The organism is Thermostichus sp. MS-CIW-41 (assembly GCF_054058915.1).
Window position 1 is genome coordinate 1 of record NZ_JBSSBO010000034.1, and the last position, 12,365, is coordinate 12,365.

The 12,365-nt window shown below is 58.1% G+C and carries 12 protein-coding genes, 1 tRNA gene and 1 pseudogene; 6 read left to right on the forward strand and 8 right to left on the reverse strand.

What is annotated here, in order from left to right; all coding sequences use genetic code 11:
• Window positions 1-137: 137 nt before the first annotated feature.
• A complete protein-coding gene (gene yidC / locus ACVWXE_RS10240) occupies window positions 138-1,328 on the reverse strand; it encodes a membrane protein insertase YidC (protein WP_457490252.1) in 1,191 nt (396 codons plus the stop codon).
• A 224-nt stretch (window positions 1,329-1,552) separates the two neighbouring features.
• Between yidC and ACVWXE_RS10245 the strand changes: the two genes are divergently transcribed.
• Window positions 1,553-1,624, forward strand: a tRNA-Asn gene (locus ACVWXE_RS10245).
• Between the two features lie 297 nt (window positions 1,625-1,921).
• A complete protein-coding gene (locus ACVWXE_RS10250; RefSeq protein ID WP_041437514.1) occupies window positions 1,922-2,440 on the forward strand; it encodes an inorganic diphosphatase in 519 nt (172 codons plus the stop codon).
• 6 nt (window positions 2,441-2,446) lie between these two features.
• Here ACVWXE_RS10250 and ACVWXE_RS10255 read toward each other — a convergent pair whose 3' ends face one another.
• The 3 genes from ACVWXE_RS10255 to rimP all read right to left on the reverse strand — a co-directional run bounded on the left by ACVWXE_RS10255 (window position 2,447) and on the right by rimP (window position 6,332).
• Window positions 2,447-4,063, reverse strand: a complete 1,617-nt coding sequence (locus ACVWXE_RS10255) for a B12-binding domain-containing radical SAM protein (protein WP_457490253.1) — start codon at window positions 4,061-4,063, stop codon at window positions 2,447-2,449.
• Between the two features lie 289 nt (window positions 4,064-4,352).
• Window positions 4,353-5,726, reverse strand: coding sequence for a transcription termination factor NusA (nusA, locus tag ACVWXE_RS10260; protein ID WP_414381589.1), 1,374 nt, complete (start codon window positions 5,724-5,726; stop codon window positions 4,353-4,355).
• 135 nt (window positions 5,727-5,861) lie between these two features.
• Window positions 5,862-6,332 carry a ribosome maturation factor RimP gene (gene rimP / locus ACVWXE_RS10265; RefSeq protein WP_011433822.1) on the reverse strand — a complete coding sequence of 157 codons (471 nt, stop codon included), beginning with the start codon at window positions 6,330-6,332 and terminating at the stop codon, window positions 5,862-5,864.
• Between the two features lie 301 nt (window positions 6,333-6,633).
• Between rimP and ACVWXE_RS10270 the strand changes: the two genes are divergently transcribed.
• On the forward strand, window positions 6,634-7,149 hold the full coding sequence (locus tag ACVWXE_RS10270; protein WP_414350548.1) for a TIGR02652 family protein: 516 nt from the start codon (window positions 6,634-6,636) through the stop codon (window positions 7,147-7,149).
• Between the two features lie 64 nt (window positions 7,150-7,213).
• Here ACVWXE_RS10270 and ACVWXE_RS10275 read toward each other — a convergent pair.
• Together ACVWXE_RS10275 and ACVWXE_RS10280 are read right to left on the reverse strand one after the other, a co-directional pair.
• Window positions 7,214-7,845, reverse strand: a pseudogene (locus tag ACVWXE_RS10275) (class I SAM-dependent methyltransferase).
• 36 nt (window positions 7,846-7,881) lie between these two features.
• Complete coding sequence (locus ACVWXE_RS10280; protein ID WP_457490254.1) at window positions 7,882-8,745, reverse strand: arginase family protein; 864 nt, start codon at window positions 8,743-8,745, stop codon at window positions 7,882-7,884.
• A gap of 243 nt (window positions 8,746-8,988) precedes the next feature.
• Between ACVWXE_RS10280 and ACVWXE_RS10285 the strand changes: the two genes are divergently transcribed.
• Window positions 8,989-9,414: a photosystem I reaction center subunit II PsaD gene (locus ACVWXE_RS10285; protein ID WP_011433827.1), complete on the forward strand. Its 426-nt coding sequence runs from the start codon at window positions 8,989-8,991 to the stop codon at window positions 9,412-9,414.
• Between the two features lie 234 nt (window positions 9,415-9,648).
• On the opposite strand, the gene ACVWXE_RS10290 is transcribed toward ACVWXE_RS10285, so the two are convergent.
• Window positions 9,649-10,257, reverse strand: coding sequence for a peroxiredoxin (locus tag ACVWXE_RS10290; RefSeq protein ID WP_011433828.1), 609 nt, complete (start codon window positions 10,255-10,257; stop codon window positions 9,649-9,651).
• A gap of 164 nt (window positions 10,258-10,421) precedes the next feature.
• Between ACVWXE_RS10290 and ACVWXE_RS10295 the strand changes: the two genes are divergently transcribed.
• Window positions 10,422-10,688, forward strand: coding sequence for a hypothetical protein (locus tag ACVWXE_RS10295; RefSeq protein WP_457490255.1), 267 nt, complete (start codon window positions 10,422-10,424; stop codon window positions 10,686-10,688).
• Window positions 10,689-10,746: 58 nt separating this feature from the next.
• Here ACVWXE_RS10295 and ACVWXE_RS10300 read toward each other — a convergent pair whose 3' ends face one another.
• Window positions 10,747-11,022, reverse strand: a complete 276-nt coding sequence (locus ACVWXE_RS10300; RefSeq protein ID WP_457490256.1) for a DUF1830 domain-containing protein — start codon at window positions 11,020-11,022, stop codon at window positions 10,747-10,749.
• Window positions 11,023-11,280: 258 nt separating this feature from the next.
• Between ACVWXE_RS10300 and glpX the strand changes: the two genes are divergently transcribed.
• Window positions 11,281-12,324 (forward strand): class II fructose-bisphosphatase, encoded by a 1,044-nt coding sequence (gene glpX / locus ACVWXE_RS10305; RefSeq protein ID WP_011433831.1) that lies wholly within the window; start codon window positions 11,281-11,283, stop codon window positions 12,322-12,324.
• The last annotated feature ends 41 nt before the right edge of the window (window positions 12,325-12,365 follow it).

Here is a 12,365-nt window from a genome sequence, read left to right on the forward strand (position 1 = left end):
CTCCGTCCCGCTAACGCGAATGGAAACAAACAGAATGCTATCGCTGCATAGTTGAACAGTGATGTTCAGCAGTGTTCAGCGTAAATGTATCAGGTATCAACACTCCACCACAAGTCCACCCCAACAGCGAGGATCCCCTAGGGCTCAAAGGGCAAGGATTCCCGTCCCTCCTTGGCTGCTCTGGGCTTGGTCGATTTCTCCACTTCCTTGGCCTCCACCGTGATCGCCTGGGCAGCCCGACGACGCTCCTCTTCCACCAATTGCTGCAAGTTCTCCGGCAACGGCTCCCGCGAGAGCAGGAAAGTCTGCACCGTTTGGAAGATATTAGAGACAAGGATGTAGAGCAAAACCCCTGCCGGCAAAGGGAAAAACAGGAACATCGCCGAGAACAGCACAGGGGTGATGCGAGCCATGGAACTCTGGCTGGGGTCTTCTTTGCCGGTATCCTGTCCGGCATTGGTTAGGTACTGGTTCAGGTAAATGGACACCCCAAAGATGACGATCATGGCGATGATATCCCAGTGGATGGTGCCATCCTCGTCGAAGGCTCCCACACGGCCCAACTTGTCGATGAACAGAAAGCCAGTCTCAGAGGCCAAACCGGGAATGGACACCTGCACGGTCACATCCCCCGGCTGCAGAGCCAGCAAGGTGCCATCCGGCTTTATCTGGGCACGATCTTCTCCTTTGGTGATCTTCCAGGTGGGCTGTAACAGACTGGGATCCCCGCCCGCTTCGGCCACCAACTGCTCAAAAGGTTTGCCCCCCGGCCCTTGAAGCAAAAATTGCACCTCTTCCCCAACGGCAACCTTGGTGCCTTTGGGCACCACCAGCACCACCGGCTTGTGAAGAGAGTCGGTGACAAAAATGTTCTTGCTGGGGCTGACGTAGGGGGCAGGCACCACCTCAGCCGCCATTTCCGCCGGCAGGATCTGCAAGTTGACATCGTAGGTCACCGCTGCAAAGGGGGAGCCCCGCAGGGTGGCAAACAGGGCAAACAGCACTGGCATTTGAATGAGCAGTGGCAGGCAGCCCCCCAAGGGATTGGCCCCCAGCTCGCTGTAAAGCTTGGCCTGGGCTTCGCGAAGCTTTTGCGGGTCGTCTCGGTATTTCTCCTGGAGTTCTCGCATCCGCCGCTGCATCACCGGGCTGATCACCTTCATGCGCCGCATGTTGCGGATGGATCCCACATTGAGCGGGTAGAGGGCAAAGCGGATCACCAACGTCAGGAAGATGATGGCCAGTCCGTAGCTGGGCACGATCCCGTAGAAAAAATCCAGGATCGGCAGCATGACGTTGTTGGAGAGAAATCCGACTCCGAAGTCCATGAGGGGCGCTGGCAAATGTCCGTAACCATTGTAATGGCTTCCGTTCGGTTGACGAGGGCGTTTTCAGGGTTTGTCCCCTGGATCCGTCAGATAGACCTGAGAAAGGCGAGCAATTGAGCAAAATCAAGCCCGCTCCACTGAACAGGGATCCCAAGGCCCAACAAGAACCCCCCGCCGGCAGTTGCCTAGCAGTCCTTTCTTCCCCTATGATGAGAAACACTTGATCCTCGGTAGCTCAGCGGTAGAGCGGTCGGCTGTTAACCGATTGGTCGCAAGTTCGAATCTTGCCCGAGGAGTATGTCCAAGCTGATCAAAGTCGATCAAAAAAACCGGATCTGGAATCCTCTCCTTCCAAGACAGCTCTGAGCATGCTGAGCGAAAGGAGGAGACAAAAACCAAGTCTCTTGCCGAGGATGGGGCGTCTCCCAGCGTTGAGCCAGACGTGGGTGGAGAGAATGGAAGCTGGCTGAGGATTCCGTCCCGCCGACGTGAACTGTTCCCGGCGAAGTGTCAAGAGTCTCTGTCCTTTGGGGCAAGGAGTATGTCAAAATACCCTCTGGCTGTCTATTCCCAATCCGAGGGTGCTTGCTGTGATCGACCTGTCGCGGATCCCTGCCCAACCCAAGCCCGGCCTGCTCAACATCTTGATTGAGATTCCCGGCGGCAGCAAAAACAAGTATGAGTTTGACAAAGACATGGGAGCAATGGCGCTGGATCGGGTGCTCTACTCCTCGGTGCAGTACCCTTATGACTACGGCTTTGTGCCCAATACGCTGGCCGGGGATGGGGATCCCTTGGATGGCTTGGTGATCATGGATCAGCCCACTTTCCCAGGGTGTGTGGTCACGGTGCGACCCTTGGGCATGTTGCAGATGATCGATGGCGGGGATCCGGATGAGAAGCTGCTGTGTGTGCCTGCCAAGGATCCCCGCTATGCTGCAGTGACCAAGCTGGAAGACATCGCCCAGCACCGCCTGGATGAGATTGCGGAGTTTTTCGCCACCTACAAGCGCCTGGAAAAGAAAGAAACCCAGATCTTGGGCTGGAAAGGCTTGGCCGAAACCGAGGCGGTCATTGCCAGCAGCATCGCGGCCTGCAAACAACCCCAATAGACATCTCTAAGGGATGCGAACAGAAAGAGCTTCCTGGCGATGTTGCAACAGTCGCTCCAGGGTGAGGGGCCCTTCGATGTGTTGCCAAGGCAAGGGATCCCCTGGATCCCAGTGGCTGTGCACGTAGTAATCCAGAGGCGGCAGTTGCCCTTTAAGCGCTTTGAAAGCGCGCCGGTAGCTCCCCAAGGATTCCCCAAAGTCCCGCGCCAACTGCAAGACTTTTCCCACCCGCCGATCCCCTCGCGAGATGAGGGCCTGGATCACGGACCAGCTATAGCTTTCCGGGCGAAACTCCACCCCCAGGGGACGCAGATGTTTCTGGAAAAACTGCAGTTTTTTCTCGGCTTGGGGATCCACCCCGTGCCACTGAAAAGGGGTGTGGGCTTTGGGCACAAAGGTGCTGCACCCCAGCGTTAGGCGCAGGCCGGGAGCCGCTTTTTTGAGCTCTTGGAAAAGGGCTACTGTGGCCTCCAGATCTGCCTGGGTTTCCGCCGGGATCCCTACCATGCCGTAGAACTTAATGCCCTTCAGACCTCCAGCCTGGGCGTGGGCTGCTGCTGCCAAGATTTCCGGGTTGCTTAACTTCTTGTTGATGATCTGGCGCAGTTGTTCTGAGCCGCTTTCGATGGCCACCGTAATGGACTGGCTGCCCCGGCGGGAGAGTACCTGCGCCAGACGTGGGGTTACGGTAGCGGTGCGCACCGAGGCCAAACTGAGACGCACCTGCTCGAAGCGATCCTGGGCCAAGTGCTCCAGCAACTGCTCAAATTGCGGGTGCTGGGTTACAGAAGCCCCCAGCAACCCAATCCGCTGAGTGACCTGCAGCCCCCGCTCTACCGCCGGGATCAAATGCCCCTCCACATCCGCCACCCGGAAAGGCAGGGTGAGATAGCTGGCCAGGCAAAACCGACACATCTCCGGGCAGCTGCGCACCACCTCCACCATGTAGATGCTCTCCCAGGCCGCTTTGGGGGTGACTACTGTGGAAACCGAGAGGGTGTTGCCGCGGAAGGTGTGTTTGCGAATGGAGCTAGGGATCCCGGCCACTTTGGGGAGCACCTTCTCCACCGGGCCGTCGGGCTCCCGGTATTGGGGTTCATACAAGCCGGGCACATAGATCCCTGGCACCTGCGCTAGCGCCTGCAATTTCTCAGCCCGGGATCCCTGGCGCACCTCCCGATAGGCCTCGATCATCTTCTCCAGAAGACCTTCCCCATCCCCCAACAAGATCAGGTCAAAGAACTCGGCAAAGGGCTCAGGGTTGGCTGTCAGTACCGGGCCGCCGCCAAAGACCAAGGGGTGGGCTTCTTCCCGCTCCTCAGATCTGGGAGGGATCCCGTGCCGTTCCAGCAGAGCCAGGATATGGACATAATCCAGCTCCCAGGATAGGGAAAAGCCGAACAGCTCCGGCTCCCGGGGCAGGGGTTCAGCCAGATCTGTAAAGAGGCGGGAGACGGCCACATCTCGGCGGCTGGCCAGCAGACTCCAGATGACTTGATAGCCCAGGCTGGTGATCCCCACTGCGTAGGTGTTGGGAAAGGCATAGATCACCCGCACCGCGTCGGGGTCGGGCGTGGCCGGGGCAAAGAGCAACTGCTCCAGGGCAAACTCTGAACTAGCCAAGGGATCCCGCTGTGTTGGATTGAGGTTTGGGTTCTGGCTCGGAAGAGTTTTGATGTACCTGTCTCTCCAGCTTAGCCAATTGGTGGGAAACCCCGCGAGGAGAACTCAATAAGGAGATATGCCTGCAGCGCACTTCGCGAATGCTGCCTCGAAGCGCCCAAACCATGAGAACTCTGCTGCTCAATACATTGCTTCAGGATAGAAACCGTGACCCCATGCAGCAAGACTCATCCCAAGGCCCAGACCTCCAATAGAAGCCACTCTCTACGGGCAGAGTGAGAATAGAGGGTTACCCTTTTGGCTGGGCAATGTCGAACTCGGCGTCGTAGTCGAAGTCCTCCTCTTCGTCAGCCCAGTCTTCTTCCAGCCTATCGTCCCCCGCCAGCTCCTCTTCCTCCAGGCGGCGCTTTTCTTCGTATTCCTCATCCTCTAGGCCCAGAGCAGCCCGTTCGGCCCGCCGCCGGAAGCGCTCCAGTGCCGCCGGAGTGATGAAGGGATAGGGCAGCCCTTGGGCTTGGGCTTCCTCCAGCGCTGCGCGGTAGCTCTCCACTTCCTTGATGTCAATTTTCCAACCGGTGAGGCGGGCTGCTAGGCGCACATTTTGCCCCTCTTTGCCAATGGCCAAACTGAGCTGGTCGCTGTTGACCAACACATGAGCTTGCTGGATTTCCGGATCCACTAGCCGCACCTCCACCACCTTGGCCGGGCTGAGGGCGTTGGCAATGTAGGTGGCAGGATCCGGCGACCAGCGGATGACATCGATTTTCTCGTTGCGCAGCTCCGCTACCACCGCCTGAATCCGGGATCCCCTCGCGCCAATACAGGCCCCCACTGGATCCACGTCCCGCTCCACCGTATCGACCGCAATCTTGGTACGTGGCCCCACATTTCGGGAAGGGGGGTTGGCCTCCCGCGCCACTGCCACAATCCGCACGATATCCTCTTCAATTTCTGGCACCTCGTTGGCAAACAGGTTCACCACCAAGCCAGCATCGGCCCGGGAAACCAAAAGCTGTGGCCCCCGCCGGGATCCCTCATAGACTTTCTTGAGATAGACCTTCATCACCGCGTTGGGAGTGTAGCGATCGCTGGCCAGCTGTTCCTTCTTGGGCAGTTCTGCTTCCACCTCAGGTTGTCCGAAACCGCTGGATACCGACATGATCACCGTCTGCCGCTCGGTGCGCAGCACCCGTGCCTGCAGTACGGTTTTTTCCAGATCGCGGAACTCTTCCTGAATCAGACGGCGCTGCTGATCCCGTAACTTTTGCGCCAGCACCTGCTTGGTTTGGATGGCCGCCATGCGGCCAAATTCCGCCTGTTGTGGGGTGACATCATCTGTGACTTCCCAGCCTACTTCGGCTTCTGGGTAATCCTGCTGCACGTCGTACAGAGAGATCTCGTGATCCGGATCCTGTACCTGCTCAACGATGGCTTTGGTGGCCAAAACGCGAAAGCCTCCTGCCTCCACATCCAACTCCACATCGAAATTGCGGAAGTGGTCTTCTGCAAAGACCACATCTCGCTGGATGGTTTTGCGGTAGCGTTCGTAGCCCTTGAGCAGCGCCTCTCGCAGGGCATCGGTGACCACATGGCGGGGCAAGTTGCGCTCCCGCGAGATCATCTCCACCATTTCCGCCAAACCCGGCAGAGGCACCATCGCCATAACCACTGTCCTCCTGCACAAACTTCGTGAAACTTGCTGTTGCTATTGCTCCACAGCGGGAACTGAACCCGCATCTCTGATGCGAAGGGAGGGCCGCACCACCTGCGGTCAAACGCTCTCTCTATCTCCGGTCTCCTAGTCAGTTTCCGATGAGAGGGCAACCCGCTGCACCGAAGCGCGGGGCAACTGGACTCGCCGCCCCTTGAGGGATAAGGCAACCCTCTCCTCATCCCGACCCAGCAGGTGTCCTGACCAAACGGCTTTGCCCTTGTAGGGTGGATCCAAGGTCACCTCCACCGCAAACCCTTTGAAAACCACAAAGTCGCGATCGCTGGTGAGAAGGTTGCTGATGCCAGGGCTGGACACCTCCAACACATACTGGCCGGGGATCAGATCCACCCGATCCAGCTCGACTTCCAAGGCTTGGCTCATGGCTTCGCAATCGGCATGGCTGGTTTCTCGGTCGGGATCCAGTGGACGAATATCCACCCGCAGAACTGGCGGATGCTGGTTGGTGTGGAAAACCATCTGCACCAACTGGTATCCCAGTTGAGCGGCCAAGGGACGGGCCAAGCTCTCCAACTGTGGAATAAGAGGGTGAACCATAACCTACTCGTCACCAACCGGGTGTTGCCGCCAGATCCAAACCCCTTTGAGCCGGAGCTGGCAAAGGGGACAGTAAGCCCCCTCAAAAAGCAAAGAAGTGGGTACCACCCACTCCCCGTTGCTATCGCGGAGCTCCTTGAGGCTCGCCCAGAATCAGTACAGACTTCGAGCGCATCCCCCCTACCTCCTAATTTAGAAGATCTCCTCCGGTTTTGTCATGGGGATCCCCAAAAGGCAACATCTATAATGTGGACAACTGCGGATTTGCCCAGATATCCAGCCGCGTTTTGTGGGGTTTCCTATGACTGTTGCCTTTTCCTACCCGATCTTCGGCCCCAGCATTCAGTGCCCCCACTGTCGGCAAACGATTGCGGCCCTCACCCTGACCGATACCTACCTCTGCCCTCGCCACGGTGCGTTTGAGGCGGATGCCGAACAAGAGGAGCTGGTACACCTGCAATCCGGACGGCGCTGGCGCTTTTGGGAAGGTCGCTGGTTTCGTCAGCACACCCACGCCGATGGGATCCGTTTTGAGATTCATGAAGAATTGGATCGGCTGCGCATGCAAGGAATGCGAGCCACTCAGGTGATCGTGGCCGAGCGCTACCGCCAGCTGCTCACCCCTTATCTGGAGCAGGGATCCCACCGTCGCCCCGGCCCACCTCGCCTCTATGGTTTGCCCGTCAGCTTCAGCTCCCAAATCCCAGAGGGTGTGGGTGGATCCCCTCAGCGCTGGCGGGTGATCAACTTTGAGCTGACCTACGAGATCGACCCGGCCATGCGGCAGCCGCAATCCCGTCTGCAACTGTGTGATTAGACTGTGTGATTAGAAAGGCGAACAGGTAGAGAGCTGTTGGAAAATTGGTGGCTGCTCAAGTCTTCTAGAACTGGAAGTTTCCTTCCGCGGCGGGAAGCGCTATGCCTTGATAGGTGTAGCCAATGAATCTCGGCTGGTCAGGCATATAAAACCGCTCCAGTTGCTCAAACCGAAACCCCGCTCCCTGGATCAACCGAGCCATATCTCGGTTTAGGTTGCAGCCATCTGCGATTACCTTTTGTATAGGGTTAAGACGATTTTGCCATCTTTGCACCTGGGGATCCTCGCTGAGGCCGTGTTCGAGAAAAAACAGCTTTCCCCCTGCTCGCAACACCCGCCGGATCTCTCTCAAAGCCTTGGCCACATTAGGAATGCTGCACAATGTCCAGGTGCTAACCACGCTATCAAAACTCTGGCTTGGAAAAGGCAGTTTCTGGGCATCCGCCACCTGCCAATCAACGGCGATGGGAGAAGAGGCAATGCGCCGACGAGCCAGGGATCCCATGCCGGGATTGGGATCTACCCCTGTGATCTTGCGAATGTGCTCTGGGTAGCAGGATAGCCGGTGCCAAAACCAATCTCCAGAACGGATCCCTGCACATGAGCCAGAAGCTGCCGCCGATAGCGCTCCATCCCTTCCCCCGAGAGAGCTAAATCCAACAGCCGCGGGAAGATTATTCGGCGATAGAGGTTCATTCGACCATCCCAAATGAATGTTCAGACCTGAGCAGCTTAAACAGTCTGGGCAGGTTGCGGTTGAGCAGTCACCTTCAGGGAGTGAAGGGCATAGCAGGCCAGCAACCAATTGAGCAGGCGGGCCACCACGCGAGCGGTTTGCCGCGTTGCGGATCCCACCGCCACCCCTCCCAGCGAAAGGCCAACCACAGGACGAGCAGCAAAGATGGCCTCACAGGTCTGCAACAGTTGCAACCAACTCACCCCCCCTGGCTCTGGGTGATGCACGGCGGGCGCTAAGGAAGGATCCAACACACTGCAGTCCACCACCAAAAACACCGGTTGATCCGGCAAAGAGGCCACCACCTGCTGGGGATCCCAGCCATCTTGGGCCCAGAATATTGGGCTGTGGTGGGCTTTCAGCCATGCGTAGGCCCGCGCACTGCCGCTGCGCAATCCCACATGGATCACCGGCAGCTTGTGCTGATAGAGCAACTCCACCCAGGCAGCACTGCCATAGCTTGTATCTTGATCCGGCTGGGTCATCTCTGGGGGCGGCATCAGGTTGGCATGAGCGCTGCAATGCACCACACTCAGAGTTGGGTAGTGCTTCCAGAGGGCACGAATGGCCCCCCAACTGGCGGCCAAGACCGAAGGCAACAGCACCGGCCATTGTTGTCGTCTCCAAGCTTGAGTCACCGCCGCCTCACACATGCCGTAGGGAGGCTCATCCACCAGCCCCGGCAACTGCGCCACCGCCAGCCTATCCACATCGATCCCCAACCTCGGCTCGAAGGCACACAGCTCCGAACCGGCATTGAGAATGGCCATCGGAGCCTGAGTATCGTGGCCAAAGGCGGTGGGAATGAGAATGACCCTAGCGTTGGATTGCGAGCTGGGATGGAGGGACCACTGGGCCATGGGCGCTGTTCCTTTTCCAGAAAGCTGTGGGTCTCCGGCTTGTTCTATGGTGGCCTACAGGGCGCCCAGGGATCCGTCTGAGGGCCAGCCAGTCTGCTACGAAAGATTACAGTTCCCAGGCGGAACTGGGGCCAAAAATCGAGTCAGTGGTAGATTCAAAGTGCTTCGCGCCGCAAACCGCGGTTTGGACAAGGCAAACCACCGCAAACCACAACGAGTTGAGAAAGGTAGACTATGGCTGTGATGGAAGGCGATCCTCGTCAGGGAGCAAAGCTGCCTCTATTTGGGGGATCTACCGGGGGGCTGTTGAGCGCAGCCGAAACCGAAGAAAAATACGTCATCACCTGGACGGGCAAGCCGGGGCAGGTGTTTGAAATGCCCACCGGCGGCGCTGCCGAAATGGTGGAAGGCAAAAACTTTCTCACCTTTGCCCGCAAAGAGCAGTGTTTGGCGCTGGGTGCCCAGTTGAGATCCGACTACAAGATCAACGACTACCAGATCTTCCGCATTCCGGCAGGTGGAGAGCCTGTGTTGGTGCATCCCAAAGACGGCGTCTTTCCCGAGAAGGTCAACGAAGGCCGTGAGCCCGTCGGCAAAGTGGATCGCAACATCGGCAAAAACAAGGAGCCGATTACCTACAAGTTCACCGGCGGGAAACCCTGGGACTAAGTCCAGCGGCCCTTGTCTTGTCGGATCCCCTGGTCAATTCAGGGGATCTTTATTTGTTCGCGGGCACCTGGTTCTGGAGCGGTTGCCGACGGCCCTCACCCCCAGCCCCTCTGCTGTTGCTTGTCCCTTTTGGGAAGAGTCGGGCTGCCCCTGGCGAAGAAAAGCCCCAGCCCACCCGGGGCTAGAGCCATACCCGAAAAAGCCCGGGATCCCTGAGGCAGGATCTGGGCCAACCTACTTGGCAATCGCCGCGAAGAACTCCTTGGATTTCACTGGGTCGGGGTGCATGGTTTTCTGGCCGGGCTGCCAGTTGGCCGGGCAAACTTCATCGGGGTGAGATTGCACGTATTGGATAGCTTGCAGGGTGCGCAAGGTTTCATCCACACTGCGGCCAAAGGCCAGGTTGTTAATGGTGGCGTGCTGGATGATCCCTTCTTTGTCGATGATGAACAGGCCGCGCAGCGCCACACCCGCTTCCGGATCCAGAACATTGTAGGCAGCGCTGATCTCCTTTTTCAGGTCAGAGACCAGAGGATACCTCAGCTCGCCCACCCCTCCAGCCTTGCGGTCGGTTTGAATCCAGGCCAGGTGAGAGTATTCGCTATCCACCGAGACGCCCAGGATCTCGGTATCCAGCTTGGCAAAGTCGTCATAGCGGTCGCTAAAGGCCGTGATCTCCGTTGGGCAGACAAAGGTGAAGTCCAAGGGGTAGAAGAACAGCACCACATACTTCTTACCCCTGTAGTCGGAGAGCTTCACCGTCTTGAATTCCATGTCATAGACGGCGGTGGCGGAAAAATCGGGAGCGGGCTGCCCCACTCGCAGGCATCCTTCCTGAGACATAAATCAACGCTCCTTGCGGTAAAGTGCAAATGTAAACCAAACCTAACATACCATACTCATAATGAGTTTGTCTTAATCCGAGGGCTAGGGAGGGATCCCAACTGCCGGGATCCGGATAATGCCCATTTTTCCATGCTGATCGGCTCAGCTCTGCAAGGGATCCCATGAGAGTGGCGCTGGAGTTCCTCTATCACTTTTGTTGTGACCGCTGTCGGCGGTGGTGGAGCCAGGCCGATGTGGAGCCCCAACCTGGGGATCGCCTGTATTGCCCCTATTGCGGCCATCAAAATTGCGTGGAGCGCATCGATACCTTTCACAATGCTGCGCGGGGCAGTTGCCTGACCCGTCCCCCCGATGCCCCTTCTCCAGATCCGCATCCGCCCTCTGAAAAATCCGGGGATCGGCCTCAGGAGAAGCGATCCCCAATCTAGTTATCCTGGGCAAACCCAGTCCTCTTGACCCTATGGGGCAGCCAGCCGCTAGAGCCTGTCAACCATTCAACGCATCCGCCAGAGTTCCCCGTTGCGAAGATGACCACAGGTAGAGGTCAACCTCAGGCGAGGAAGAATCCACCAGATAGCGACAGAGGCGGCGCTCTTCCAGGATGGTGGTGGAGCAGCAGCAACTGTAGACTTCCAGATAGTCGTCCGGCTCCGCCTCAAAAATCGCCTGCTGGCCGGGAAAGAGGGTGCGCTCCCAGTGGCCGGGGATCGTGCGGATCACCTGAACCTGTCCGGAACGGTTGACAAAAGCGTATCTTTTCATTGCGTTTTTTTAATGGTGTTAAGAAAAACTTATTGCCCTTAAAATAGGCTACCATCCCTGATCCCCAAGCGGCAATAGCGAGCCACCAAGACGGGGATCGCTCTTTCTGTCTAGCTTTGGGGGATTTGTTCTCTCAGCTTATAGGGGTTGAGAGAATCGGATCTCGAGGAGAAGCCTGCCCTGGTAAACTGAGAGGAAGAGTCTGAAGATATCCTTAAGTTGGCCTTCACCATTCCGAGATCAGCAAGGGGGCACACCGTGGACAACAAGTTGGGGCTAGAGATCATCGAAGTCGTGGAGCAGGCTGCCATTGCCGCCGCCCGCTGGATGGGCAAAGGGGACAACAAGACCGCCGACCAGGTGGCTGTAGAGGCCATGCGGGAGAAACTCAACCAGATCCCTATGCGCGGTCGCATCGTCATCGGGGAAGGAACCCGCGATGAGGCCCCCATGCTCTACATCGGCGAAGAGGTGGGCATCTGTACCCGCCCGGATGCTGAGCAGTTCTGCCGTGTGGAAGAGCTGGTGGAGATCGATATTGCTGTGGATCCTTGCGAGGGCACCAACCTGGTGGCCAAAGGCCAAAATGGCTCCATGGCGGTGCTGGCCATCTCCGAGAAAGGTGGCCTTCTCCATGCCCCGGACATCTACATGCAAAAGCTGGCAGCTCCGCCCCAGGCCAAGGGCAAGGTGCACATCGACTATCCCCCCGAGAAAAACCTGAAGATCATCGCCGAAAGCCTGGATCGGGAGATCTCCGATCTGACGGTGGTGGTCATGGATCGCAAGCGCCACCTCGATCTGATTCGCCAAATTCGAGAGGCGGGGGCGCGGGTGAAGCTGATTACCGATGGCGACATCTCGGCGGCTCTCTCGGCAGGCTTCAATGGCACCGGCATTCATGCCCTGATGGGGATCGGAGCTGCTCCTGAGGGGGTGATCTCGGCAGCCGCTCTGCGGTGCTTGGGCGCCCACTTCCAGGGTCGGCTGATCTACGATCCCGAAGTAGTTCAGGCGGGCACTTACCTGCCGCCTGTGGAGGAAACGCGACGGGAACTCAAAGAAAAAGGCATCGAGGATCCCGACAAGGTGTGGGAGTGTGAAGAGCTGGCCAGTGGCAAGGAAGTGCTCTTTGCTGCCACCGGGATCACCGATGGCGACTTGATGCGCGGGGTGCGCTTCTTCGGGGGCGGGGCCCGCACCGAGACCTTGGTGATCTCCAGCCAATCCCGCACGGTGCGCTTTGTGGACACCATCCACATGAAAGACGGCCAACAGCCCCGCGGCCTGCAACTGCGCTGAGGGATCCCCTACCCAACATCCTCGGAGATCGGGGCGGCTTT